Below are 24,014 nucleotides of genomic sequence, written 5' to 3' on the forward strand. Positions count from 1 at the left end.
CACGCGCAACCGACACCGATCGCCCAGAAAGGGACACTCGAGCTTCTCGATATCGGCCATTCGTTCGAGCAGAAAGTGAAGCGGGTGCGGAATCGCAGGATACTGGCGGCAGACGGCACCAAGAGGCACCAAACCAGTCCCTGCATATGGCCAGCCAGACGTCGCCGCGCTGCTGCGAACCGCACCCGTCACATACGCCTTAAAGCCCAAGCTCCTGTTCCAGTCGCCGCATTTCTTCCCGCCACTGTTCCTGTCGTTGCGGCTTCTGATGTTTCGGTTTGCGTGCGATTTCTGCCGCCAGTAGCGCCTCCAACTGACACCACCGCCGCCACTGTGCCTCAGCGTCACGGCTTGCGGACTGAACGCCGGTGTTGTTCGGTGTAACCGGAATCTGCTCAGGCACCGCGGGAGCACGAGATGCGAACAAATTTCGATACGCGCTTTCAGCATCGGGCAATTCCTGCAAGCGCCCGTTGCGGATTGCCCAGAAGCGATTGCAACTGTGCTCGATCAATTCGCGGTCGTGCGAAACCAGGATGAAACCGCCATCGAACGCCGCCAGCGCGGCAGCAAGTTCGCGCTTGCCTTCCATATCCAGGTGATTGGTCGGTTCGTCCAGCCACAATAGGTGGTAGCTGGCCATGGACAGCGCGAGAAATAGCAGACGAGCCCGCTCGCCGCCACTCAGTGTGGCCACGATCTGACCATGGCGTACGTACGCAAACCCGGCAGAAATCAAAGCCTGTCGTCGCTCCTTGTCGCCGACTGGCGCGAATTTATATAACGCGTCCGACAAAGTGGCGTCGTCGGCCAGTTGATGCAATGACTGATCGTAGTAGGCGATGCGCGCCGCCGGATGATAACGCCAACCCATGGGCGTTTCTCCCTGCTGCAGATCGCTCCAGCACTGGCGCAGCAACGAGGATTTGCCCGTGCCATTGCTGCCCAGGAGTGCGATCTTGTCACCTGGCCGCACCCACAAATCGTGAACGTCAAACAGGATCGGCTCTTCTGCCTGGGCGCGTACATGCAGGCCTTCGAATGCCATCAGACGGTCCGCCGCTAATGGTCGTCCTTGTAGCTTCAAGCGCCATGGGCTGCCACGACTAACAAAGGTCTGGTCTTCCTTGAGCTTTTCGACACGCCTTTGCATGGACTTGGCTTGGCGCGCCAATTTCTCATTGTCGTGCTCGCGCCCCCAGATGGCCAGGCGTTTGCTGCTGGCGGCCAGCCGGTCGATCTCGTTTTGCTCGCCTGCATGACGCGCTTGTGCCGTTGCGTCGGCCTCGGCCAACGCGACCAGGGCCCGGCTGCACGGCATATCGAAACTGTACAAGCGCTGGTCGCGCAGAATCCAGCTCGTGTCGCTGAGACTGTCCAGAAGTCGCGCGTCGTGCGATACCAAGATGAAGCCACCCTGCCAGCGGCGCAGGAAATCTTCCAGCCACAATAACGAGGGGAGATCCAGATGATTGCTTGGTTCATCAAGCAACAGGAAATTCGGCTGCGCAAGTACTGCGCGCCCCAGCAGCAAACGAGTGTGTTGACCGCCGCTCAGGTCGGAAACGGGTGTGTCCGCCGCAATGGCCAGCTCCAAATCGTCCAGTAGGCTGTCTACCCGCCAATGCTCGGCCCGTTGCTCGCCGACGCTTGCCAGCAACGCCTCTCGCGTCGTCAGGTCGGCCAGTCTTGACGGTAGATGCTGCTCGACGTGTTGCAGACGGCACATTGCCGCATATTGCACGCTACCGGCGCTGGGTTCGCGGCTGCCCGCCAATACATCAAGCAGACTGCTCTTGCCGCAACCGTTGTGGCCGATCAGGCCGATGCGGTCGCCCAGTTTTACAGTAAAGGAAAGGTCCTGGAATAGCGGGCCGTGGCCGGTTTCCAGTTTCAGGGAAAGTGCGGAAATCAGGGTTGTCATGCTCTTGCTCTCGTTTTTTCGGGACGTGTTTATCCCTGTCAACAGGAGCGCTGGCGACAACCTTGGAGTCGAGAAAGGACTCGGGAGGAGAAGGCTTTGCTCTGACCGGGTTATCGCAGCGCGATGGAACTCAGGCAAGAGCGGGCGAATGTGCTGAACCAATGTGCCAACATCAGTTGGCGCACTAACAAAACCATATTTACCTCCTTTTTAAAAAAGAGTTGAATGTCGCGGCGGAGTTTATCTCGGCTCACGTCGGTTATACAAGCCGCTGGCGTTGCGGCTCGCAATTCCTTCCAAGAAAGATCGCCGAACGCTTCGCGACAACTCGACGCCTGCTTTGAAGAATGTGTTCCGAGTGACTGCTCCTGGCCATCGGCGGCCCTATCCCGGCAGGCCAGGTCACCTTCGATCGCCGATGTTTCCAGGTTGATCGCAGAAATCCACGGACATCAGACGCAATCGGAGACGACTTGGCGCAGAAACGCCGGACTAGACCACGCAGACACCATCTGGTCGTCTGACGTCAGTAGCAAACGAAAATCAGCCCCCGATCTGGCGCTGCATGAGATAGAACCTCATGTCGTCGCGCCCCTGCATTGAAACCGGTTTCGGATCGCGATTAAAGCCGAGCATTTCATAAAATGGGTATGCTGATTCGCGCGCCGTACACCAGAGCAATAATCCACGCTGTTCGCGGACATGGCGAATGGATAGATTGACCAGAAGGCGTCCGAATCCCAGACCACGCACCGACGGATGGACGGCCATGCCGCGAAGGCGCCAGGCTTCAGCGTTCAAAACACCGGATTGTCCTTCTTGACACACCGACGCCACCGCCACAATGCCGTCGTTATCACGCACGGCAAAGTGCCTTGTCGTCGAGGCGAGGTCTCCGGGTAGCGCACTCCCTTCTTCATCTCCGGCCATCAAGATTGCGGCCCTGAGGGGATAGGTTTCTTCCGCGCGAACGGCGCAGATGGTAAAGCGCACATCTTGTGAAGTCATCTAATTGTCGGCTCGCTTCATCACGCAGATAGTCTTCCGGTTCGCTTTCAGCATACCCACTCGCAAAATTATCAGTTGCCGGGCGTTACCAGTAAGGGTAATTTCCTATCCGTTATCTCTTTTTCAATCATACGCTAACTGCGATCACAGATGACGTCGAAAGTCTCGACAGATGCAGAGCTTGCCTACGATGAAATCCGATCGAGGATCTTTGACGGCCGCCTTGCGCCTGGGCAGAAAGTATCCCATCGAGGACTATCGGACGAACTCGGTTTCGGCCAAATGCCCGTGCGCAGCGCATTGCATTTGCTCGAGTCCGAAGGGCTGGTCGTGGTGATCGAAAAGAGTGGGACCTATGTCGCTTCGCCAACTACGAGTGATCTCCGCGAAATTTTTGAAATGCGGCTGGCCCTCGAGAGTACAGCTGCGTTTCTTGCAGCCAGGTCGGGCGTAACGGCAGACCTTCGCGACGCGGCAGAGAAAATGCAGGTGCTGATTGATCAGGACGTCGCGGACATCATGCTCGAGCAACGTGTCGGTTGGGTGTTTCATCAAGCGTTGTTTGCCGCCGCAAGGAACGTGCGAATCTCATCCGCGTATAGTCTATTGCGAGCCCAAACCTTGGCGCTAAACGAACTCCCGCGTAGCGACGCCGAAACCGTTCGGCGCGGCACGATCGAGCACCTGAAAATCTTTCACGCAATCGAAGCAAACGACGGCGAGCTTGCGCGTCAGCATATGTGGAATCACATCGTTGACGGCACGCCCGCACGGATAAAACTATTAAAGGCGCGGCATGAACACGAAAAATAAGGGCCTTTCCCTCCCGCTGCAAATGCTTGGCGGGCTTGTCCTGGGCGTCGCTTGCGGCGTATTTGCTCCTGGCTTTGCCGGGAAGCTGGGCTTTCTCAGCGCGATGTTCGGCCATGCGATCAAGATGGTCGTCATGCCGTTGATCTTCCTGTCGGTCACGGTCGGTGTCTTTCGTGCGGGCCGACTGCGCGAACGGCTCGGCAAGGTCGCACTATCCAGCATCGTCTTCTTCGTTTTGATGACTGGCCTGGCTGCGTCGCTCGGCCTGCTGCTCAACTTCGCATTTCGGCCGGGTCTCGGTGCGAGCCTCACGCACTCCGGATCGATGCCTGCAGCACTCGCATCCAGCATCGACTGGACGAAATTTCTCGTTGATTTGATCCCCGCGAACATCGTCGCCGCGCTCGCCGCAGGGAATTCTCTCCCGGTACTCGTTTTCGGCGTCATTTTCGGTGCGGCATTGGCGGCTGCCCCGGAGCGTGCCGAGCCTGCGATTGCCGTTTTCGAGGCACTGCTGTCCGGCCTGTTCAAGATGACCCAGTGGGTGATCGCATGGTCGCCGCTCGCGATCTTCGCCGCGATCGCGCAGCTGTTGTCGGCCAAGGGCTTTGCCGGCGTGCACTCGCTCGTCGAGCTTCTGGGCGTGGCCTATCTCGGCATGGCGATTCTGGCGGTGGTACTCACCGTCGTCATTCGCGTCGCCGGTCAATCGCCTCTCGCCGTTCTCAGGAAAGTGAAGGAACCGCTGATCCTGGGTTTCACGACGCGGTCGTCCGAAATTACCTACCCGTTGCACCTGAAGAAGCTGGTTGAATTCGGCGTTCCCCACGGCGTGGCGTCCACGATCTTGCCGCTCGCCTATATTTTCAATCGCGACGGCGCGGTCCTCTACACGGCCCTCGCGGTCGGCTATCTGGCCGACGCCTATCATCTCGCCTGGTCCTGGCCGCTGGTGATCACGATTTTGATTTTGACGATCATCACCATCGACGGCGCAGCCAATGTGCCCTCCGGAGCGATCGTCGCCATCACCATCGTGCTGACGTCGATCGGGTTGCCGGCCGATGCGGTGCTGCTGCTGTTGGGCGTCGACGCCTTTTTCGACATGGGGAGAACCGCCCTGAACGTCTACGGGAGCACGGCGGCGGCGGCTGTCGCGGTGAGACTTTCCGGTTCGGAGGACGGTATCGCCGCCGAAACCGTGACGCGTCAGGCGAGCGTGTGAGTGATTCGGAAGGGACGGGCGCAGGGCGCTTCACTGTTGCGCCCGCCCATTGCAAGGCGCCGGGGCACATCCACTCGGGCATCCAGATACGGCGACGAGAACAGGATTGGATGATCGTTCGTTTCCATTGATCTTCGGTTAGCAGAACGACGGATCTTTTGCAGGAGAAACAGTATGGTTGGTTCAGAGTCCGCAGATTATTTCATGCTGCGCCTAGGCACGCCGCATCCGACATGGGCGTTGACCGATGACAGCAACATGATTGGCATCGGCAATCGTGACGGCGTGGTGAGTGCCCTGTTCGAGCTGGATCGCAACCAGATCGCACGGATTAGAGCATTGGGCCAATCGGTGGAGAGAATCAGGTGTATTTGCGACCGCGCGGGCCGGGAGCTGCACTTTTATCTCCACGGCAGACAGGTGTCTCCCGGCGTGTGGGCCGGAGTCGCGTCGGCCGATCCCGACTATCTGCCGACCGCCGCGATGATCGCAACATGGACAGTACCGAAGAAGCCCTGCGATGCCTTCAAGTTTCCGAGCGTGAGTGCACGTGTGGTCGCATCCGTTAGCCTAGCCTAAACTGCGATCACAGATTGTTGCGCGAGGTCGAGCCGGATAAGCCCCGACTTTCGGGGGCCGATCGTTTGACATGTTCGTCCGGCTGCGCGCGCACGCCGTTCAGTGCCTTTGGTTCTGGCACACTCAACCTCGGATCGCCAGGACCATTTTGCTGGCCAGTTCACCGGCCAGCACTTTTCATTCATGGGTATTCGGTCATCGAGCGACGCCCTTTCGTCGCGAAGCTCAAGCACGAGACTACGCGAAAGCCCGCAAAAAACATCCCGCCAACCCTGCAGCAGAGCCTGCGCCGCACGTGACGAGACGCCACGCGTGACGCTCGCCAAGCCCCACGCCCGCCCGCTCCAAGACCGAAAACTCCGCGCCCCTCAACCGCCCTACGGCGCTCACCGCATCGCAGCCCAGGCCCCTTGCTCGCCCCGAGCGCTCCCCGTTCGAACAAAATCCGAAACATTCAGCGAAACCGTATCGGCCTTCGCCTTCGAGCGCGTCTTTCGCGCGACTGCCAGGATCGGTGTCAAATGCTCGTAAAAGCATTCGAGCTGTCGTGCGTCAGAGGCCAGTCGCTCAAGATCGCACGCCCGCTCGAGAATCAATCGCGCAATATGAAAACGCTGAAGTCCGGGGCCAACCCGAATCTGAAACACGACGCCATCGCTGCTATGCGGCACCCCCGCCCACACAAGCGAACTGCGATCCATAAAGCCTCCGAAAAATCCCAATCGTCACACCAATATGCCAGCCATCTCCGACATTGCATATTTGTATTTCAAAATTGTGGCGTTTCACACATGGGCATTTTCGTAAAACTCGAATATTGCGCCGCAGCAAAAGTATCCGTAGACTGGGTTTGCGCGTCCGATGTAGTTGCCCCGCAGTCGTCCCATGACGGGAGAGCACGCGATGACGACTTCTTCACCAGCACTGAACCAGGCACCTCCTGCGCTCCACGTGTTCCAGCAAGATGGCGGCTGGCACTGGGGCATCACGGTTCCTCGCTCCGCGGGATCCGGCTTCAAGCTGATCGCCTTCAGTACCGACATCTTTTCCACGGAAGACACCGCACAACGCGACGGCGATCGGGCGTTGGCCTCCATCGTCGACAGTGACGTGCATTGATTCTGGCGGATCGGGCAATTGGTTTCTACCATACGCGCCGGCGTGCGCTATCGGGGCGCTCCTATCGAATGTGCTCCGGCCGGCGGGGAGCGTCGGCCGGAACCCGCTCCGAAGTCGCGCAAGACGCGCGGCGGCGAAGCAGCGCAGCAGTTCTGAACGCGCCCGGAAAATCCAACATTCCCGGCAATACCGACCCTGCTACGATGCGTGCTCAGTGATTACGATGCAGTCGCCCCTTCACCCGAAGGCATTCGGCTGCAGTCGGTGGACGCGACTGCATCCTGAGAACGCTTGGATATACCACCACATACGCTGCCTTATGGAAGCGTCGAGTGTTTTGGACGGGAGGATGAATGCGCAAGTTGATGCGCGCGGGCTGGCCGTTCGTGATGGGCTAAAAATTAAGCTGACACCGAATCGAATGCCGGAAGGATGCAACACCGTCCGCCCTCGCCCCTTCACACGTGGCGATCACAGGGACGTGCGCCCCTAACCGCGCACAGTCCGAATCGAGTAGGACGCGGAGCCGTTGCCATGCTTGCGGTAGGCAACTAATCGCGGATATCGTTTCCGCGTTCGTCTTCGAAATACAGGTTCTCGTACGAGATGCCGGCCGCCCTCAAATGCTGCTCTACCTGGCGTCGCAGCCACTTCCACAGATCAGTGCCCTGGTCCGCGCAAGTCGTGATCTCAACGCAAGCGGCCGTCGCGTCTGAGCATTCCTGTTCTTCGCCATCATCGTCGTATGTGTAGATCGACTCGACGGACATATAGTCCTTGCCGTCGTACTGGGTCACAACGTAAAGATCGCTATACAAGGTGGTCTCCCTCTGGTCTGGTGGTTCGCGCCGGCGAATCTATCACGGAAAAGCGCCGTTCCGGATCGATCGTTAGAAACAGGCTGGTCTCGATTTCCCTATACTGGTGAGCCAATCAATTCCATACGGGGAAAATAAAAATGCCGCCGACCAACACGCTCGACGTTCGACTCGATCCCAAGGCCATCCGCCTGATCATGGACATGCCCCGTGATCTCCTGGCAGGCCGGATCCCGATGCCATCGGGATTGAGCTTGAACCGCCGCGCAGTTCTCGAAAACGCAGAGGAGCGTTCCAAGATCCTGCGCACAATCTTCTTGGGACTGAATGCAATCGGCGATCCGACCGAATTCAGCAAGCTTCGCGACGATGTTGCGGACTTCGGTATCTGGGTCAAAGCGCAACTCGACGAGCTCAACGCTGAAGAAGCAAAGTGACCTGCGAGGGGCGCTGGCCGCCGACGATACGCTTGAAGCAATCTGCGGCGCGCGCCTCTTACCCCCTCCTCCCGCTTGACAATCCCTAACCCGTCAACCCTAACAGGATAGTGTCGCCTGAATGGCGCATGCTAAATTCCGCTCGGGTTTACCTGAGAGGATCGAGCATGAGCTCATCATTTATTCGAGAGGGCGACACAACGTCCCACGGCGGCCGCGTGCTCGCGTGCACATCGACCAACGTCGTATTCGGCAAACCGCTCGCGCTCGAGGGCGACATGGTGTCGTGCCCGAAGTGCAGCGGCGTCTACCCGATCGTCGCCGTTCGCGTTCGCAGCATGACGTTCGGCGGGCGAGCGGTCGCCACCGAAGGCGACAAGACGGCTTGCGGCGCGACGCTGATCGCATCGCAAAGCCAGGCGACGGTAGAACCGACGTCCGGCGGCGGCTCGATCGGCGCGGGGAAAAGCGTCCTGGCGCAGAACGTAGCCCAGAACGATGGCGAGTACCGTGGCCGCTTCCAGCTCGTCGACGACAAGACGCGTAAACCGATCGCGAATCACCCGTACACTGTTACGTCCTCGGACGGCAAGTCGATTCAGGGCACGACCGACGCAGACGGCTACACCGACTGGCTCAGCAGCCACCAGGCATCGTCACTGTCGTTCCAGCAGCCCGGGAGCAGTTCTTGAGCGGCGACTACGCCCCCAGCTCGTCGTCCGGGGGCACGGGCTCGGGCGGCCGGACGACGCAGGTCGGGATGAGCGCGCCCAAGCTCTCACCGAAAGACCGCGCGGTTCTGTGTCACACGTTCTGCGAGTGCCGACGCATTGGCGTCGCGACGAAGGCCGGCACCATCCAGCGGCAGCGTTGCGTCGAGATGCGCCTCGGGCTGCCGAACGAAGTCTCGAAGATGCAGACAGGCGTTCCGACCGAGTATCGCCCCGAACAGCCCTACGACATGACGACGACCCCGCCTGAACCAATCATGGACTATGACGACCCGCTTGAGCCCAATACGGGGATTCGCAAGTGGATCAAGGACAATTGGCCGAGCAAGGGTAAGAAGTACGAGAAGGGCGACGTGCGCCGCCCCGACGTCGTCATCGTGAACGATCCTGCAAAACCGCCCGTGCAATCGAACATCAAGACCGTCGTGGAGATGAAGTTTCCCGGGGACACGTACGGCCCCGACCAGGAAGACGACTACATCGAAATCGCCGGCGGCCCGTCCAAGTTCGTTCACCTCGGCGCGGCCGACTGCGGATGCGGCGACGACGACGGGCAGAAGAAAACTTCGCGCGCACGACAAACCGCCTCACAATCTGACCTGGACGAACTGTACGGGACCAGCACCAATGCGCCCGGAGCACCGCCGCTTCCGCCGCCGCATATCTCGCCGATCCCGGCTTTGTAAGCTGACGCCATGACAAACGACGAAATCGTAGCCTGGGCCAAGGATCCGCGCCGCGCGGACACGATGCCATACGGCCTGTACGAACCCGCGCACCAGAAGGGCATCACGGGTGCCGCCCTCGTGGTGCGGGGCGTGCTCTACTTCAGGAACGGCTTCACACCCGCTGTCCGGCAAGCCCTAGTGCGCTGCTTCACGCAATACAACGCGGCGATCGAGGAATATCACCACGCGCTCGAGGAAGCTGCCGGCAAGCAGCCGTCGAAATTCGGGCCGCTTCGCTGGTTCTACGCGGAGGGCGAAGAGCCAGCGCCGTACGACAAGGCCCCGGGTTTCGCGAGCCTTGCGGCAAGCGTGCCCGCCGACGAAACCCTCGCAGTCGCAATGACGAGCGCCGAGCACAAGCTCGCCACCGGGTTCTACGAATTCACGGTGTTCGCGCTCAGCGAAGGAAAGGCAGCGCGCAAGCGCGGGCTCGACGGTCTCGCCTTCTCGGTGCCGCGCGCGTTCCTCATCCAGCGTCCAGGCGTGTTCGAAGCGCTGTTCAACGCCTTTGCCAAGGACCTTCCTACCGTCCACGGGCACGGCGGCCTGGCTGTGAACGTGCCTCCGATGGGCCGGCGGCCAAACGAAGCCAGCGAGTACTTCTACGCGCGCCGCTTCGGGCCGGGCATCGACGTCGGAGATCCGATGCGATCGACGGTCCGCAAGCTCTACACGAAGATCAAGACTGTCGACTGGCTGAACGCGCTCGACGGAGATCTCATCCGCAAAGTTGGCAATCCATCGACCCTAATGCTGCCGCCGGACTGGTTCGCCCGTCAGCCGCTCGGCGACGGCGGCCTGCTGATCAAGGCCGGCGTGGCGCCAGAGTCTGGCGTGTCGAACGGACCGGGAATCCCGGTCTCACCGCCGGCCGCTTACGTTATCCTGAATCGCGCGTTGCAACCCGTCGTCGCTGAGTCGGTCGACACCCTCCAAGATGGGACGCTCGATAGCACCGCGCCGTTACTCAACACGGTCGTTGCGACCGAAGTGTGGCTGCGCCGCTTCAACGTGACCGATGACGAACTCAATCACTACTGGGCCGAGCTGCACAAGACGCCGCCCCTGCCAGCGACCTAATGCGTTGCGATTCTCGCATCGAATCGCGCGAGCGCCACGGCGCGCTCGTGCGTCACGCTGCCCGACTTGCTCCGGGAATAGCGCCCGTCGGGCGTCGCAAGTTCGACGCCCTTCCACTCGGTGCTGACGGGCATGCAGATGCGCGCAATACGGAAAGGATTCGTCTTGGTTCAGCCATTCAAGTTATTGTTTTCAACCCAATATGGTGCGGGCCCACATGGAACTGTCCATTCATAGCCGGTCTTCGCCTTCAGCCGGGCTAGAATTTTTTGAAGGCGCTCGTGCATATGCGCATCGATAAACGTGACAAGTTCCTTCCACTCGTTTTTACCCCCCACATAAAATCCCGAGTTCAGTTGCAAGCTGACTCGGACTTCTGCGCCATGAACGACCATTTGGACGCCACTGCCTACCGTTTCATGTCCGCCGTTATGGGCATAACGCTTGTGGCGAAAGTCCATGAGGTCGTCGTGAACACCCCTCAAATGGGCAGGCAACTGGCTCCGTGAAACGCCGCAACCGCCGTTTCCACTAACGAACAAGCGTGCGTAGGTAACGACAAACGCGGTGGTCAGCATCTCCTGCTCCAGAACCCCCTCCGTTGTCATTTCAAATTCGGTGCTCCTCAAGCGGTGGAAGATGTAGCCCAAGCTCACGGTCGTCGGAAAGGCATTGGCTAGCCGGATCAGGTTTTTTATGTCCTCATCCGCAACCCGCAGCAATCTGTTGCCCTGTTCTCGACACCTTTCAGCAGCTTCGCGATATTCGGCCGGCAGCAGCTCTATCAATTCTTCTGGGATGTACACGTAGTCGTCATCTTCCCAAATCGTTGTGGCTGGATTGTCCATACCGGCTAGCCTTCCGCTTGGTCAAACTGGGGATACCCAATTTAACCGATATCTCACGCCTACCCAAAAATGAAAAGACCCGGCTTAAACTGGCCGGGCCCGTTGTGGTGATTGAAATTGGCTACCGGACACCGCGGCGCGGTCCCTTGATGCGCAAGATTGCGTTCCGGCGCATCTGCTGCTCGCGCGCAAGGAACGCAAACACTTCCCGAGCGCCGGCTTCACCCGCTCACCATCGAAATCTACCGCATCTCCACACGAGGTTTCGCCGCGCTCGGTCCATCCGTTGTCAAGCGTGATCTCGCATCCCGATGTGCGGCCGCCGTGCGAGGCGCTGTCGGACTTGCTCGATCGCCGTACGCTGCTCGACTTTGGGATCGAACCCGCCGCGCGTGTCGCATCAGCAGCCGACCTCCACCGAGCCATCTGGCAGCAACGCGAAACAGTGCGTCGTGCGACCGACCGTCGTGTATTCAACGGACAGGATCAGACGTTCGACCGCGGCGATGCTCAGGACCCGTTTACGCGTGGCATGCGTACGCTCGTTGATTCGCCTCGATCTACGCGTCGTGAGCAGTGCGCAGGTCCGCCAGCGCGCTTTCCAGCTTCGATCAGCACGTATCCGCGCTCCGTGGTGCTCGCCAGCCCGTGTCGGCTAGCTTAGCCATGGTCTACGGCTTGAACCGCCCCCCCCTGCTTGAACCGCGCGCACTCGCGCAGCGCCCGCTGTTACGTTGCTGTGAGCGTCGAAACGTCAAAGGTCATTTGCGCGTCGCCGGATGCACCTATCGAGGCCTCAATATGCGGGGTGCGACAGCCGCCCCCGCCTCTCGTTTCCTTCGGCCACTCAGATCCGCTACAGCGACCCACGCTCGCACACCACGTTCGTGACGACCAGTTCGAGAAATTGCGCCTTCCTTGAATTTTCACAGCCAACTGCAATACTCCTATCACCCTTCGTTGCGGGACCCTTTACCGCGCGCGATGACGATCTTCGCCCCTCGTCTGACCTACCCGATCGTCGGTGACGATCCAGGCCAGCCGGTCGCTGCCTGCGGCCTCGGTTGCGGTACGTTGCAATCCAGCTCCCGGCGAACGTCATACGAGAAAAACACGGCACAGCGGCGGCTGCAACCACGCAATGACGCACCGTGCTCGAAAGCAATCGAGAGACGATCACTGCCGCGGTCAATCGACAGGCGTTGCCGAAAGGCGGCCGACAGCCCCCACCCAACCCGTCAGACTGCTCAACCGAGGCCCGCTTGCGGGCCGGCATGCCGATAGCAGACAGGAGACGTTACGTGAACATCCGGATCTTGATGGCCTGCACCCTGGTTCTTGTTGCCCTCCATGCTCACGCGGCAGATATCACCGGAGCAGGCAGCACGTTTGCAGCACCGATCTACGCAAAGTGGGCAGACGCGTACAAGAAAGCGGGCGGCGGCAAGGTCAACTATCAAGGCATCGGCTCGTCGGGCGGCCTGAAGCAGATCAACGCGAAGACGGTCGACTTTGCCGGTTCGGACGCTCCGCTGAAGGATGACGAGCTCGCGAAGGCAGGTCTGTTCCAGTTCCCGACGGTGGTCGGCGGCGTGGTGCCGGTCGTCAACGTGCCGGGCGTGAAGGCCGGCGAACTGACACTGTCGGGCCCGGTGCTCGGCGACATCTACCTCGGCAAGATCAAGAAGTGGAACGACCCGGCGATCGCCGCGCTGAATCCGAAGGTCAAGCTGCCGGACACGGACATCGCCGTGGTTCGTCGTGCTGACGGCTCGGGCACGAGCTTCATCTGGACGAACTACCTGTCGAAGGTCAACGGCGAATGGAAGTCGAAGGTCGGCGAAGGCACGACGGTCAACTGGCCGACGGGCACGGGCGGCAAGGGCAACGACGGCGTCGCAGCGTTCGTGCAGCGCCTGCCGGGCGCAGTCGGCTACGTCGAATGGGCGTACGCGAAGAAGAACAACATGGTCTACACGGCCCTGAAGAACTCGACGGGCACGGTGGTCGAGCCGAAGACGGAAACGTTCAAGGCCGCCGCTGCAGGCGCGAACTGGTCGAAGTCGTTCTACCAGATCCTGACGAACCAGCCGGGCAAGGACGCGTGGCCGGTCGTCGGCGCGACGTTCGTGCTGCTGCACGCAACGCAAGAGAAGCCGGCACAAGGTGCGGAAACGCTGAAGTTCTTCGACTGGGCGTTCCACAACGGCAACCAGGCCGCCACGGAGTTGGACTACATCTCGCTTCCCGAATCGGTGGTGTCCGAGATCCGCACGCAATGGAAAGCGAAAATCAAGGATGCGTCCGGTAAGCCGGTTACAAACTGAGGATTCCGGATGAGACGCGCAATCGCCCGCATTCGCCTCGCAGCGCAGGAGGACGCAACCGCCGATCGACGCACACCGCGATGGTGAGCGGCCCTGATTGAAGCATGAGACGGACGCACTGCCGATTACATTGCAATCACAGGACGATTTGAGCCATGCGCGAAGAAAGCGCTTCACCGAACCAACGCGCTCCTGAAAAGCTGACCCCCATGCCTTGCGAAGCCTGCACGACCATGCACGCGACTTCCGATCCTGTCGCCCATCGGGAACTGGTGGAATTGCACAAGCCAACGAAACTGCGGCCGCTAGGACGGCCCGCAATCGTCGTGCGACAGTATCGCTGCCGTCTTTGTCATACGAACTGGCTGGTGGAGTCCGATCCGTTGCAAGCCGGCGTCACTGAATGGCTCTGCCTGAACGGGTCAGCGAACATTCTCGCGCCCTCTTCCACACCGCAGCCGGATGACGTGGCAACCGGGCGCGCCGAAGAAGCCGCTATCGGGAACACGACGTTGCGGCTGAACCCGGCGCCTTGCGATGGAGGCAGCGCCATCTTTTTGCGCGCTACGGCAGGTAAGGCGTGATGTTCGTCAACGCGCGAGAAACGTACTCCTCCTTCTCCCCCACCGGCGCCACGTAGTGCAGTGCGCTCCGTGCGGCTTCCTCGCCTTCCAGGCGCGCGATGATCCACGCGGCCAGATACTGCGAAGCAAAACAGCCACCTGCCGTTGCGACGTTGCCTTGTGCGAAGAATGGCTGATTGAGGACTTCGACGCCCGCCTCGACGACCCAGGGTTTGGTCGTGAGATCCGTGCATGCCGGGATGTTGTCGAGAAGGCCCAGCTTTGCCAGCACCAGCGTGCCCGAACATTGGGCGCCAATCAGTTGCCGGGTCGGATCGAGATTGAGCTGCTCCATCAGCGTCGCGTCGTTGACGACATCCCGGGTTTGAATACCGCTCCCGACGATGACGGCATCCGCCGCGCGTGCGTCCGCCAACGTCGACTGCGCCTGCACGGTCACCCCGTTCATCGATGTGACGAAATGCTCCGGGCATGACAGCGTCACCCGCCAGTCGGGCTTCTTGATTCGGTTGAGGACGCCCAGCGCGATGAGGGAATCGAGTTCGTTGAAGCCCTGGAAGGTCAGAATGGCGATGTGCATGGGGTGCCCTGGCTGAGGTCTGTCGATGCATATTGCCAGATCGGCGCAATGCCCGGATTCACGTTGGCGAAAACTGACGGTTGCTGTTTCGGCCACGGGGGCCTGGTCGGAAGGTGCACGTCGCGTTCTCACATCAGCGCGGCTTTCCGGGGCGGCAGTTCATGAAGCGTAGCCTCACCGGGGAATCGCTTTCCGTTTGGCCCCGTGGGTTCGGAAAGTCAGCGGATAGGCTGTCCGACAACCCGGGCCCACATCGCCCGAACGCGTCGCGCGCGGTCTTCGAAGAGATATGACGCCGCAAGCGTCAAGACACCTGAAATGGCACCCGTCACGATGTGCTCGACGTAGGGGATGCGGTAGTGACTCGTGTGCGAGTAAGCGTCGCCCAACGTGGTCAGGACGCCAACGACCAGCGCATTGCCGTATCGATGCGCGTAGAGTTTTGACACAGGCGTGAACGTCAGAAGTACGGCCAGGAGTCCGGTCAGCAGACCCGTATGAAATGCGATAGTCCAGTGGGCAAGGCTCGTGATATTTCCCCAGCTCCCCGGCATGCACGTCATGCACGCACTGGTCGGCTGCCAGAAACGCTGGACAAACAGTCTGACGCGGCGATTCCACTCGGTTGACATGATGCATTCCCATCCATGCCGTCGCCGCGGCCGGAGCCGCCATACGTATCGTTGAAGCAGTTTTCGAACTTTTCGGCGAGCTCGCCGCCGTCGTCACGGATGGGTCGGCTGTGTGCCGTGGAGACTTGGCAATGCCGGACATGGGGGAATACTACTCCACGATTAGACGGCCGCTGTCTCGATCGAGACCGAAATTTCAACGCTCGAGTCTATCGGGGCGGCCCCGTCCGTGATGCGTGTCGAACGAGGTGCTTGCGCGCGAAGTCGCCGGCCGGCATCGACCCATACCCGACATCGGCAGTACGGGTTGGGGTGCCCAGACGCTGACGCTCGTACAGTCGCGTAACGAAGGCGATGTCACCTCAGGCCCGTGCTCTCGATGGAGGTTGGCTGGCCCGTAGAGATCCGGGGACAGTCGCCCTAGTACCGCTGCATTGCAGTCGACCGTTGTCTACACCTAGGGCTTGGCTTCAATACCGCCGTCGGCCAAAAGCGCTGGAACTTTGCTCTCCGCGAACAACGTTCGCAACAACCGTCCGAAACGGTTCTCTTTCTCGGCTCTGGCGATGCGCCGGCATGCTTCCAAGAAATTCATCCCAGCCTGGCCGAAGTGGTTCTCGTACATTTGGTTCTGCTCGAGAATGTCCAAACCTTTAAGTACGAAAAGCTTGAAATCACGACCTTTCAACGTCCGCATCGCAGTCTCGAAATCGTCAATCGTAGCGGCTCTCATCGCCGCTACTTCCCGATGGCCCCAACCGCTGTTCTCAACAAGGTACCTGATGGCATCGACGACGGTCGCACTTTGAATTCGGGCATCGCGCGCATTGTCGACTGCTGCCTTAAGTTTTGGGTGTAGCGGCTGATGGAACGGTGATTCCCCGAATTCGGTCTTGTCGGCGATGGTCGCGAAGTGAGCCAACCAACCATCAATCAAATCTTCTTCAAGTTTGGCGCCGCCAGGTAGATCGGCCATCTGTTTTCCGAGCGCCGTGACAGTGTAGGCATCAAGGTCGGCGACTCTGTCTATGAGCTTGACCGCATCAGCTACAAGATCGTCGTCGCAGTCTGTGACGTCCCAATTGAAACGTTCAGTGAATGCATACGCGAGATTTCTAGATTCGGTGCGATTCTCGTTGTGTTGGTAGCCTTGGACGATGGCCTCAATCGCCTTTGCGTCGTGCCTTCCGTCGCAAACGAAGGCGACAACCAGTTCTTCAAATTCGTCCGAAGAATTGATCCCTAGCTTTGACAACAGAACTTTCCATGCGGCCGGCGTAGAGTCCTCGGTTTTCTCCTTTGACGCATCGCCTTCCCGCCCGAGGTAGCGGCTAAGAAAGTCGCTAGGACCTCGGTTGTAGCCTGCGACATACTCCAGAGTCGGCCCGTCCTTGATGGCTTTGTTTGCAAGAGCAGATATGAGCACAATCGAGGGAACAGTTCGTGCCTGTATCGCGAGAGGCATATCCCCAGTCGCACCGAGGAGCCGAGCCACAAGACGGTAAGCCTGACGGATGACCCGGATATTCGTTATCCCGCACGCGTCCACCGCAGTCCTGGCCGTCGCACGGTAAGGGCTATTCAAGTCCGGAACCGCGATGTCAAACGCCTCTCCAGGTGTCGGCGTGAAACGAAGTTCTTCTTCGATCACCTTCTCTCGGAACGCCGCCCAGAGCGCGCTATCAATCGGCGCGGAGAACTGGTCCGAGTTGAGAATCAAGAGGAATCGCGTACCAAAATTCTGAGAGTATTCGTCGACGAAGCCTAGGACCTCGTCAACTGACAACGAGGCGTGCTTGCGCTCGATGTCGTCGACGACTACGAATCGGTTGCGCAAGGCGACAGGAACCGCTACCAGCGCAAGCTCGTCGAGCGCCGAAAAACCCTCGTGGACCTTCTTCAAGGCGTCGACGCTGACCTTCCAAGTCTTCATCAGACCTTCTGTCAACGAGCTGCTCTCACCGCCTACAGGGAGCGCGCTTTGGACCACCTTAAGCTTGAGCTGATTGATATCTTTCAAGCCGAAGAGGGACACGTAGCGCGCGCCTTCGACAATCGGGTCCTGCGACTCTTTGCGAATCTCGTTCCAGAGGTGGGTTTTGCCGGTGCCCCATGCGCCTGTCAGCGCGATGACTTTTAGGTCGGTGTTGTCGATGAGCGAGATCAACTGCGTTTTAGATTGTTCGATCGTCATTTGCTTTATTCGATGTTGAGCCCAGCCGGCGCTCCCGCCCGTACGACGTTTGGGTTGCATCACTGGCGCACTCTACCAGCCAGCTCCTGCGAAGATTTTTCGAGATTCGAGAAAAACGCGTCGTCGCATCTCAACTCTAAGCCAGCACCAGCCACGGCGAGTTTATGGGTCGCTCCAAGGCTGCCGTTCTTGACCGGCAACAAATGGCCGATAGTCGCCACCCGCCATCGCCGACACCTGGCCGGATAGCGAACTTCGACCGATCCCGTGCAGGCCGCTGGTAAACTCGGGCAGCCGAAGCTACTTTTCCCGGTCACATGAGCGCACCCCACTGCAGCACCGACACTCATCACCCCAATGATGCAGCAGTACGTGCGTCCTATTTGACAAGGCCCAGCGCAGAAACCTACGCCGCCAATTTCGAGATCGACGTCACTCACACCTCTCGTCGCCCTTCAGCGTCCCAATACGTCCAGTCCCCTGATTCAGTTCCGTGATCGTAGTCCCCAAGCGCAGCTAGCTGCCCGTTTGGGTGAAAATCCTTCCAAACCCCGTGCTCGACGCCGTGCTCGTACGTTCCTTCAGACGCGACAGTGCCGTCCTCTCTGTATTCAACAAAGAGGCCGTGCCGAATCCATCGTTGCTTATCGGCAGCCAAGTATCTGCAATAGCGATATCTAAGCGAACCGCTTGGATAAAAGACTTCCGCGATATCCAATTCCGCCATTGCGGTATCCCATTCGCTTGCAATTCACCGTGACATCATGATGTCATTCGTCTTGTAATCTATCGTGGTAGAACTGTCTTGTACTTCCAGCCTCGCGCTTGTGATAGCCATTGGTCGTACATCACTTGGCGATCTACCAGTTCCATGCTCAGCGCTGCCATGGCCATGTACTCCAGCACGCGCCAGTTCGCGTCGTCCCCCTCCCTGAAAGTGGCGTCGATTGCGTCCAACGCCAGTTCCAACTCGTTGTGCTTCAAGAACTCCTCAAATTCGGCGATCTCATCCGCGCAAACGCCCTCGGCAGCTTCCGACAGGTGGGCTCGCGCCTCGCGAAGATACTCCGAGATCCTGCTCCGGTTGGAGTGGGGGTCGCGATCAGCCAGCATATGATTTCTCTTTAAGTCGGACGTGCCAATTGTCGGCAACTTCAACCCAAGTGTCGACTGACCGTTCGTGACCGGCCGCTATCCAATGCGGCCGCCCAAGCCCGCCCCATTGCTGCAGATCGAGCCGTTGCACCTCGGCGGCAAGTGTCAGAGCACAATAATCACGCGTTCCGAAGCTCCGAGCGCTTGCCCTCCCTCGACGGGTCGGCTTCAGCAACCGAATGCCTGGCGCATCTCGCGATTGACCTGACTCCAGCCCCGCACGCAGCACGACTTGCGCCCCCAATGGCAAGCAACGATCAGAGATCTCCGCGCACCTCACCGGTTCCCAGCGCGCTCCGCTGCCGGTTGACTTCCGCCCAAAGCTCGTCGCTGTCGTCGTTGCGCAGCACGACCATCCAGTCCAGTTGATCGTCGGTCACGCCGAAGTATTCCAGGATTTCCCGCCGAGCCGCGTCGATGAACTGCGCGTATTCCGGAGTTGCCTGCGCCCGCGCGTGCAAGGCGTCATATTCGGCATCGTCCGCGCCGCCGCCGTGCTCGTCGATATAGCGCGAGATCCACTGGTCCCGTTCGTGGTCGTAGTCCGCCTCGGCGCGCATCGCCTGCAAAGCCGTGTAAAGATCCAATTGGGCAAACGCGGCGATCGCCGCCGTTGTCGCCTCGTCGAATGGTGTCGTCATTTCATCTCTCAAGTCAGTCATCGCACATCATCGCACGGGCCGCACCCGGGCCAGCCCCTCGAATACGAACCGCGCGCACATGCCATAATTCGCCCGTTCCCGAGCTACCGGATGCATCGTGTCATACGCGAAATGATTTTGATCAGATCACTTGCCGCCTGTCTGTTGCTGGCTGGATGTCTTGCTGCAGCGCACGCCGAGACGTATCCACCCGAAGTATCGAGAAACATCGACAAGCTTCAGTCCCAATGTGCCCGCAAGTCCAACGATCCCAAGGCGCCCGCCTGCATCGAATACAAGGCGACGTTGGCCCGCACCATTCCCCCTGCCGTCCAGGCATTGATGCATCAGGAAGAAGTCGCCAATGACCAATGCCGGAACGGTCCGGCACCGAAGTTGTTGCCTGACGGGCAATATGCGCCGGGAAGCGCGTGCGCACAACGCGAACAACTGATGAAGACCCTTCACCAGCACAACTGGTGCTGGGGTCACACGGACATGGATAGCTACCTTCCGGGTTGGGTGATCTGTCATCCCGGTGAATGGCAGTAAGGCCGCACCGATAGCGGGACAGCATTCCGGCAAGGCTGCGGCGGCGGATTGCAGATCCCAGCCTTCGCCGGCGAAGCTCGCACCCGCTGTTGCCGCAGCAAAGAGTCGAACAGGTTTCCCGGCCATCCGTACAGTCGCTCGATCTGCCTTTGCAGCGCTAATCCTCGCCGCCGTCCTGGCATCAGCAACGGGCGCTTGTCCCGGCGGACTTTCCTGTACCTCCCGTTTCAGCCTGAAACGGTGGTCCTGAAACTTGCGTCGACGGATCGCAATGGGCTGCAGATTCAACCCGACGACGCCACGCACTCGAAGTTGCCTTCAGCCGCCGAACCGCCGGCCATATTCAATGGCTGGCGAGCCGCATCCCCACGAATCAGGACGGACGTTTCCCGCGGGCACCCGCGGGTTTGCCAGCCGGCTTGCGCGCGCCCGCCGCCGGCTTGCCGGCAGATTTGCCACGCGGCTTCTGCACGCTGAACGGGCTGCCGATGGTGTAGTCCGGTCCGTTACCGGCCGGCTTCGCATGCGGCGCCGCAGCCTTGTGCTTGTTCTCGCCACCTTGCGGACGCGGCTTTTTACCCGGCACCGGCATGGCAGCCGACGCAGCGTGCGGCACTTTCGGCTTCTTGGGCTTTTTGGGTTTCTTGATGATCTCGCCCGTCGCGCTGGTTTCCGGCACGCGATGTTCGGCCTCGAAACCCGGCTCTTCTTCACGGCGCAGCGTTTGCTTGATCAGCGCTTCGATCGCGGCCAGTTGCGGCGCCTCATCCGCGCACACCAGGGACACCGCCACGCCGCTGGCGCCCGCGCGGCCGGTACGGCCGATGCGGTGCACGTAGTCTTGCGCCACGATCGGCAGGTCGACGTTGATCACCAGCGGCAAGTCGTCGATATCCAGCCCGCGCGCCGCCACATCGGTGGCCACCAGCATCTGGACTTCGCCCGTCTTGAAGCGCTCCAGCGCACGCAGGCGCGCCGGTTGCGGCTTGTCGCCGTGAATGGTGTCGACGGCGTAGCCCGCTTCGTCCAGCATCGCCGCCAGGTAATCCACGCCGTTGCGCGTCTTGACGAACACCAGCGCATGCTCCCACTTGTTCTCGGCCACGAGGTGCATGAAAAGATCGGGCTTGTTCCGCTTGTCCACCGTCACCACCCACTGCTTGATCTTGCTGGCCGTGGCATTGGGCGGACTGACGCTGATGTTGACCGGATTACGCAGAATCGTCGCCGCCATCGCACGGATATCGTCGGTAAACGTGGCCGAGAACAGCAGCGTCTGACGCTGCGCGGGCAGCGCGGCAAAGACGGCGTTGAGTTCGCGCGCAAAGCCGAGATCCAGCATGCGGTCGGCTTCGTCCAGCACCAGCGTCTGCACCTGATCGAACTGCACCGCGTTCTGGCGATTGAGGTCCAGCAACCGGCCCGGCGTCGCCACGAGCACATCCACGCCCTTGCGCAACTTCATCATCTGCGGATTGATGCTCACGCCGCCGTAAGCGGCCAGAAACCGCAAATCGAGACCCTTGCCGTACGCGATGAAGCTTTGCAGCACCTGTTCGGCCAGTTCCCGCGTGGGCACCAGCACCAGCACACGTGCGCGGTTGCTGGATACTGCCGGGCCGTGTTGCACCAGCCGCTGCAGCAGCGGCAGCGCAAAACCCGCCGTCTTGCCCGTGCCGGTCTGGGCGCCCGCCATCACGTCCTTGCCACCGAGCACGGCAGGAATCGCCTTGGCCTGCACCGGCGTGGGGGCCTGGTAATTGAGGTCCTGCAGGTTACGCAGCAAGGGATCGATCAGGCCGAGCGAGGCAAAAGACATGGACGTATTCCGGACTAAAACCGCAATTCTAGCGGTTGCCGGGCGAATCAAGGCCCACTGCGCCCGGCTGGACGGCGTCGACGGGGAGCGACGCCACGGCCAACCGACAACCGCCGCTGGCGCGAAGCAAGCAAATCAAACCCCTCTTCCCGCATCAAATCGCCTCACGCAGCCACGCAATCCCTTTGCGCGCTCATCCCTGTTGGGGTCAGAGGATGAGGGGAACGCATCTGGCTCGCGTCGCCCGATTGGCGCCGAAGGTGGGCTTGCGCCGCTCGACGTCGCTCGATGGCGAAAGCCAGGTGATAAGCTCGATGCCGACGCGCGGTCGCACATCGCCGCGCGCCAAACCCTGCCCCTACGACCGTCACGAGCCTCCCATGCCCCTCGCCCACTCCGTCCTCTCCGCGTTCACGCCGACCGGCAAGCTGCGCGCGTCGATCAACCTCGGCAACCCGATCCTCGCGAACCGCGACCCGGCGACGGGCGAACCGTTCGGCGTGTCGATCGACCTTGCGCGCGCGTTCGCCGAGCGCCTGTCGGCCGAGCTGGAACTGGTCGTGTTCGACACTGCCGGCAAATCGGTGCAGGCGCTGACCGACGAGCGCGCCGACTTCGGCTTCTTCGCGGTCGATCCGCTGCGCGGCGAAACGGTCGCGTTCACGGCGCCGTACGTGCTGATCGAAGGGTTCTATCTGGTGCGTGACGCGTCACCGATCCGCACGAACGCGGACGTCGACCAGCCCGACAACCGCGTGACCGTCGGCAAGGGCAGCGCCTACGACCTGTTTCTCACGCGCGAACTGAAGGCCGCGCAGATCGTGCGTGCGCCGACGTCGCAAGCCGTCGTGCAGACCTTCGTCGAACAGCAACTGGAAGTGGCCGCAGGCGTGAAGCAGCAGCTCGAGGCCGACGCCGCCAAAGCGCCCGGCCTGCGCCTGCTCGACGCGCGGTTCATGGTGATCCGGCAGGCCATGGGCGTGCCGAAGAGCCGCGGCGAAGCGGCCGCGGCGGCACTGAATGGGTTTGTCGAGGAAATGAAGGCGTCAGGCTTCGTCGCGGATTCGCTGCGGCGGCATGGCATCTCTGGGGCATCCGTCGCGCCGCAAGCGTGACGGCACGGGGCGTGACGCAGCGATCCCCCCGCTTTGCGGCCGCCCGACTTCGCGCGGCCGCGTCGGGTGCAGGAAGCCGCGATCGAGATGAAGACGTCGGGCATGGGCGGAACCGGCCTTCGCGACTGCCGCTACAGATCGGACCGCAGATCGGCGCTTTCGCTTGTCCGACTCGGCACGGCGGATACGACCGGCCGGAACAAGGCCCCTTCGCTCAGTACGACTTGACCGCCACCGTGGCCGGCGACTCGCTCAACGGGACAAATTGGCGCGTCGCGCCGTCGAGTGCGTCGATGCGCCCCATCTCGATGTCGTAGACCCAACCGTGCAGATTCATGCGTCCTTGCTCGAGCGCGAGCGCAACCGACGGATGCGTGCGCAGGTTGGCGAGCTGCGCGATCACGTTCTCGCGCACCAGACCGTCGAGCTTGTCCCGAGGGGAGTCGAACTGATGCGCGGCATTGATCGCTTTCGCGGCATCGGAATGGCGCAACCAGTTCGCGACAGCCGGCATATGGTCGAGACACGTACACCGTGAGATCGCGCCCATCGCGCCGCAATCCGAGTGCCCGCAAATGACGATATCCCGCACGCCAAGCACGGCGACCGCATACTCGACCGTGGCCGACACGCCGCCCGGTTCCGGTCCGTACGACGGGACGATGTTGCCCGCGTTGCGAATCACGAACAGTTCGCCGGGCTCGCGCTGCGTCAGCAGCTCGGGCACCACGCGGCTGTCCGAGCACGTCACGAACAGCGCCTTGGGATTTTGGGCGGTGGCGAGCTGCTTGAACAGCTCGACACGTTGCGGATAGACCTCGCGCTGAAAGCGCAGGAAGCCGTCGATGATGTCGCGCACGGGACTCTCCTGATACGAATTCACGGCGGGCGGGCAACGAGATCGTACGCTGCCGTCCGCCAAGGCGGCCGACATTATCGCAGATCGGCGACGTCGTGATGAGGCTGGCGCGGACGTCGGCCAGCCGGTCTACCTCGGCGCACGCCCATGCGCGCACGGCACATTCGATCCGGTCCGACCGGGACCGAAAAACCGGCACGATCCGGGGACCTCCGTCGCACCGACGCACCACCCCAAGTGGGCGGC

25 protein-coding genes are annotated in these 24,014 nt (G+C 60.8%); 12 read left to right on the top strand and 13 right to left on the bottom strand.

The features are described 5' to 3' along the window. Nucleotides 1–199: 199 nt before the first annotated feature. Both G3N98_RS05195 and G3N98_RS05200 read right to left on the bottom strand, forming a co-directional pair. Nucleotides 200–1,924: an ABC-F family ATP-binding cassette domain-containing protein gene (locus G3N98_RS05195; RefSeq protein ID WP_206147488.1), complete on the bottom strand. Its 1,725-nt coding sequence runs from the start codon at nucleotides 1,922–1,924 to the stop codon at nucleotides 200–202. Between the two features lie 543 nt (nucleotides 1,925–2,467). Beyond that, a complete protein-coding gene (locus tag G3N98_RS05200; protein ID WP_206147489.1) occupies nucleotides 2,468–2,932 on the bottom strand; it encodes a GNAT family N-acetyltransferase in 465 nt (154 codons plus the stop codon). Nucleotides 2,933–3,082: 150 nt separating this feature from the next. On the opposite strand from G3N98_RS05200, the gene G3N98_RS05205 reads away from it, so the two are divergent. The 3 genes from G3N98_RS05205 to G3N98_RS05215 all read left to right on the top strand — a co-directional run bounded on the left by G3N98_RS05205 (nucleotide 3,083) and on the right by G3N98_RS05215 (nucleotide 5,549). Further along, nucleotides 3,083–3,745 carry a GntR family transcriptional regulator gene (locus tag G3N98_RS05205; RefSeq protein ID WP_089429767.1) on the top strand — a complete coding sequence of 221 codons (663 nt, stop codon included), beginning with the start codon at nucleotides 3,083–3,085 and terminating at the stop codon, nucleotides 3,743–3,745. Further along, nucleotides 3,729–4,970, top strand: a complete 1,242-nt coding sequence (locus G3N98_RS05210) for a dicarboxylate/amino acid:cation symporter (RefSeq protein WP_175239722.1) — start codon at nucleotides 3,729–3,731, stop codon at nucleotides 4,968–4,970. Before G3N98_RS05205 ends, G3N98_RS05210 begins: the two co-directional genes overlap by 17 nt. A gap of 174 nt (nucleotides 4,971–5,144) precedes the next feature. Further along, nucleotides 5,145–5,549: a hypothetical protein gene (locus G3N98_RS05215; RefSeq protein WP_089476242.1), complete on the top strand. Its 405-nt coding sequence runs from the start codon at nucleotides 5,145–5,147 to the stop codon at nucleotides 5,547–5,549. 386 nt (nucleotides 5,550–5,935) lie between these two features. Here the strand turns inward: G3N98_RS05215 and G3N98_RS05220 are convergent, their stop codons facing one another. After that, on the bottom strand, nucleotides 5,936–6,250 hold the full coding sequence (locus tag G3N98_RS05220) for a hypothetical protein (RefSeq protein ID WP_089476243.1): 315 nt from the start codon (nucleotides 6,248–6,250) through the stop codon (nucleotides 5,936–5,938). 202 nt (nucleotides 6,251–6,452) lie between these two features. On the opposite strand from G3N98_RS05220, the gene G3N98_RS05225 reads away from it, so the two are divergent. Further along, complete coding sequence (locus tag G3N98_RS05225) at nucleotides 6,453–6,668, top strand: hypothetical protein (protein ID WP_089476521.1); 216 nt, start codon at nucleotides 6,453–6,455, stop codon at nucleotides 6,666–6,668. A 551-nt stretch (nucleotides 6,669–7,219) separates the two neighbouring features. Here the strand turns inward: G3N98_RS05225 and G3N98_RS05230 are convergent. Further along, complete coding sequence (locus tag G3N98_RS05230) at nucleotides 7,220–7,486, bottom strand: hypothetical protein (protein ID WP_206147490.1); 267 nt, start codon at nucleotides 7,484–7,486, stop codon at nucleotides 7,220–7,222. A 140-nt stretch (nucleotides 7,487–7,626) separates the two neighbouring features. On the opposite strand from G3N98_RS05230, the gene G3N98_RS05235 reads away from it, so the two are divergent. The 4 genes from G3N98_RS05235 (at nucleotide 7,627) to G3N98_RS05250 (ending at nucleotide 10,462) form a co-directional block, all read left to right on the top strand. Beyond that, nucleotides 7,627–7,923, top strand: coding sequence for a hypothetical protein (locus G3N98_RS05235; RefSeq protein WP_206147491.1), 297 nt, complete (start codon nucleotides 7,627–7,629; stop codon nucleotides 7,921–7,923). A 167-nt stretch (nucleotides 7,924–8,090) separates the two neighbouring features. Next, nucleotides 8,091–8,615, top strand: a complete 525-nt coding sequence (locus tag G3N98_RS05240) for a PAAR domain-containing protein (RefSeq protein WP_206147492.1) — start codon at nucleotides 8,091–8,093, stop codon at nucleotides 8,613–8,615. Continuing rightward, on the top strand, nucleotides 8,612–9,340 hold the full coding sequence (locus G3N98_RS05245; RefSeq protein ID WP_206147493.1) for a VRR-NUC domain-containing protein: 729 nt from the start codon (nucleotides 8,612–8,614) through the stop codon (nucleotides 9,338–9,340). Before G3N98_RS05240 ends, G3N98_RS05245 begins: the two co-directional genes overlap by 4 nt. Before the next feature lie 9 nt (nucleotides 9,341–9,349). Further along, on the top strand, nucleotides 9,350–10,462 hold the full coding sequence (locus G3N98_RS05250; protein WP_206147494.1) for a DUF3396 domain-containing protein: 1,113 nt from the start codon (nucleotides 9,350–9,352) through the stop codon (nucleotides 10,460–10,462). Between the two features lie 170 nt (nucleotides 10,463–10,632). Here G3N98_RS05250 and G3N98_RS05255 read toward each other — a convergent pair whose 3' ends face one another. Then, a complete protein-coding gene (locus G3N98_RS05255) occupies nucleotides 10,633–11,310 on the bottom strand; it encodes a hypothetical protein (protein ID WP_206147495.1) in 678 nt (225 codons plus the stop codon). Between the two features lie 1,319 nt (nucleotides 11,311–12,629). Here G3N98_RS05255 and pstS point away from each other — a divergent pair. Beyond that, nucleotides 12,630–13,637 (top strand): phosphate ABC transporter substrate-binding protein PstS, encoded by a 1,008-nt coding sequence (gene pstS / locus G3N98_RS05260; RefSeq protein ID WP_206147520.1) that lies wholly within the window; start codon nucleotides 12,630–12,632, stop codon nucleotides 13,635–13,637. Nucleotides 13,638–13,792: 155 nt separating this feature from the next. Further along, entirely contained in the window at nucleotides 13,793–14,221 is a 429-nt protein-coding gene (locus tag G3N98_RS05265) for a hypothetical protein (RefSeq protein ID WP_144025266.1), read from the top strand. On the opposite strand, the gene G3N98_RS05270 is transcribed toward G3N98_RS05265, so the two are convergent. The 6 genes from G3N98_RS05270 to G3N98_RS05295 all read right to left on the bottom strand — a co-directional run bounded on the left by G3N98_RS05270 (nucleotide 14,202) and on the right by G3N98_RS05295 (nucleotide 19,423). Beyond that, entirely contained in the window at nucleotides 14,202–14,801 is a 600-nt protein-coding gene (locus G3N98_RS05270) for a DJ-1/PfpI family protein (protein WP_089429772.1), read from the bottom strand. The two genes, G3N98_RS05265 and G3N98_RS05270, sit on opposite strands and share 20 nt — an antisense overlap. A gap of 218 nt (nucleotides 14,802–15,019) precedes the next feature. Further along, a complete protein-coding gene (locus tag G3N98_RS05275; protein WP_206147496.1) occupies nucleotides 15,020–15,433 on the bottom strand; it encodes a hypothetical protein in 414 nt (137 codons plus the stop codon). 457 nt (nucleotides 15,434–15,890) lie between these two features. Beyond that, entirely contained in the window at nucleotides 15,891–17,627 is a 1,737-nt protein-coding gene (locus G3N98_RS05280; protein ID WP_206147497.1) for a P-loop NTPase fold protein, read from the bottom strand. A 436-nt stretch (nucleotides 17,628–18,063) separates the two neighbouring features. Beyond that, the gene (locus tag G3N98_RS05285; RefSeq protein ID WP_206147498.1) at nucleotides 18,064–18,354 is read right to left on the bottom strand and encodes a hypothetical protein; all 291 of its coding nucleotides are present in this window, start codon (nucleotides 18,352–18,354) and stop codon (nucleotides 18,064–18,066) included. 59 nt (nucleotides 18,355–18,413) lie between these two features. After that, nucleotides 18,414–18,740 (bottom strand): hypothetical protein, encoded by a 327-nt coding sequence (locus G3N98_RS05290; RefSeq protein ID WP_206147499.1) that lies wholly within the window; start codon nucleotides 18,738–18,740, stop codon nucleotides 18,414–18,416. Nucleotides 18,741–19,039: 299 nt separating this feature from the next. After that, the gene (locus G3N98_RS05295) at nucleotides 19,040–19,423 is read right to left on the bottom strand and encodes an ATP-dependent protease (protein WP_175240651.1); all 384 of its coding nucleotides are present in this window, start codon (nucleotides 19,421–19,423) and stop codon (nucleotides 19,040–19,042) included. 111 nt (nucleotides 19,424–19,534) lie between these two features. Between G3N98_RS05295 and G3N98_RS05300 the strand changes: the two genes are divergently transcribed. Beyond that, entirely contained in the window at nucleotides 19,535–19,975 is a 441-nt protein-coding gene (locus tag G3N98_RS05300; protein WP_241025754.1) for a hypothetical protein, read from the top strand. 373 nt (nucleotides 19,976–20,348) lie between these two features. On the opposite strand, the gene G3N98_RS05305 is transcribed toward G3N98_RS05300, so the two are convergent. Next, complete coding sequence (locus tag G3N98_RS05305) at nucleotides 20,349–21,794, bottom strand: DEAD/DEAH box helicase (RefSeq protein ID WP_175240650.1); 1,446 nt, start codon at nucleotides 21,792–21,794, stop codon at nucleotides 20,349–20,351. Between the two features lie 380 nt (nucleotides 21,795–22,174). Here G3N98_RS05305 and G3N98_RS05310 point away from each other — a divergent pair, with 380 nt between their 5' ends. Next, a complete protein-coding gene (locus G3N98_RS05310; protein ID WP_206147500.1) occupies nucleotides 22,175–22,909 on the top strand; it encodes an ABC transporter substrate-binding protein in 735 nt (244 codons plus the stop codon). Between the two features lie 214 nt (nucleotides 22,910–23,123). On the opposite strand, the gene G3N98_RS05315 is transcribed toward G3N98_RS05310, so the two are convergent. Further along, entirely contained in the window at nucleotides 23,124–23,768 is a 645-nt protein-coding gene (locus G3N98_RS05315) for a carbonic anhydrase (protein ID WP_089476248.1), read from the bottom strand. Between the last annotated feature and the right edge of the window lie 246 nt (nucleotides 23,769–24,014).

It is taken from the genome of Burkholderia sp. Tr-20390 (assembly GCF_017104595.1).
Classification (GTDB): domain Bacteria; phylum Pseudomonadota; class Gammaproteobacteria; order Burkholderiales; family Burkholderiaceae; genus Burkholderia.

Bases quoted from the DNA above. Each gene is read 5' to 3' on its own strand.
- G3N98_RS05215 (WP_089476242.1), top strand. From the start codon at position 5,145: ATGGTTGGTTCAGAGTCCGCAGATTATTTCATGCTGCGCCTAGGCACG.
- G3N98_RS05235 (WP_206147491.1), top strand. From the start codon at position 7,627: ATGCCGCCGACCAACACGCTCGACGTTCGACTCGATCCCAAGGCCATC.
- G3N98_RS05305 (WP_175240650.1), bottom strand. From the start codon at position 21,794: ATGTCTTTTGCCTCGCTCGGCCTGATCGATCCCTTGCTGCGTAACCTG.
- G3N98_RS05210 (WP_175239722.1), top strand. From the start codon at position 3,729: ATGAACACGAAAAATAAGGGCCTTTCCCTCCCGCTGCAAATGCTTGGC.
- G3N98_RS05285 (WP_206147498.1), bottom strand. From the start codon at position 18,354: ATGGCGGAATTGGATATCGCGGAAGTCTTTTATCCAAGCGGTTCGCTT.
- G3N98_RS05220 (WP_089476243.1), bottom strand. From the start codon at position 6,250: ATGGATCGCAGTTCGCTTGTGTGGGCGGGGGTGCCGCATAGCAGCGAT.
- G3N98_RS05280 (WP_206147497.1), bottom strand. From the start codon at position 17,627: ATGACGATCGAACAATCTAAAACGCAGTTGATCTCGCTCATCGACAAC.
- G3N98_RS05255 (WP_206147495.1), bottom strand. From the start codon at position 11,310: ATGGACAATCCAGCCACAACGATTTGGGAAGATGACGACTACGTGTAC.
- pstS (WP_206147520.1), top strand. From the start codon at position 12,630: ATGGCCTGCACCCTGGTTCTTGTTGCCCTCCATGCTCACGCGGCAGAT.
- G3N98_RS05240 (WP_206147492.1), top strand. From the start codon at position 8,091: ATGAGCTCATCATTTATTCGAGAGGGCGACACAACGTCCCACGGCGGC.
- G3N98_RS05250 (WP_206147494.1), top strand. From the start codon at position 9,350: ATGACAAACGACGAAATCGTAGCCTGGGCCAAGGATCCGCGCCGCGCG.
- G3N98_RS05290 (WP_206147499.1), bottom strand. From the start codon at position 18,740: ATGCTGGCTGATCGCGACCCCCACTCCAACCGGAGCAGGATCTCGGAG.
- G3N98_RS05225 (WP_089476521.1), top strand. From the start codon at position 6,453: ATGACGACTTCTTCACCAGCACTGAACCAGGCACCTCCTGCGCTCCAC.
- G3N98_RS05200 (WP_206147489.1), bottom strand. From the start codon at position 2,932: ATGACTTCACAAGATGTGCGCTTTACCATCTGCGCCGTTCGCGCGGAA.
- G3N98_RS05310 (WP_206147500.1), top strand. From the start codon at position 22,175: ATGCCCCTCGCCCACTCCGTCCTCTCCGCGTTCACGCCGACCGGCAAG.
- G3N98_RS05205 (WP_089429767.1), top strand. From the start codon at position 3,083: ATGACGTCGAAAGTCTCGACAGATGCAGAGCTTGCCTACGATGAAATC.
- G3N98_RS05295 (WP_175240651.1), bottom strand. From the start codon at position 19,423: ATGACGACACCATTCGACGAGGCGACAACGGCGGCGATCGCCGCGTTT.
- G3N98_RS05195 (WP_206147488.1), bottom strand. From the start codon at position 1,924: ATGACAACCCTGATTTCCGCACTTTCCCTGAAACTGGAAACCGGCCAC.
- G3N98_RS05265 (WP_144025266.1), top strand. From the start codon at position 13,793: ATGCGCGAAGAAAGCGCTTCACCGAACCAACGCGCTCCTGAAAAGCTG.
- G3N98_RS05300 (WP_241025754.1), top strand. From the start codon at position 19,535: ATGCATCGTGTCATACGCGAAATGATTTTGATCAGATCACTTGCCGCC.
- G3N98_RS05275 (WP_206147496.1), bottom strand. From the start codon at position 15,433: ATGTCAACCGAGTGGAATCGCCGCGTCAGACTGTTTGTCCAGCGTTTC.
- G3N98_RS05270 (WP_089429772.1), bottom strand. From the start codon at position 14,801: ATGCACATCGCCATTCTGACCTTCCAGGGCTTCAACGAACTCGATTCC.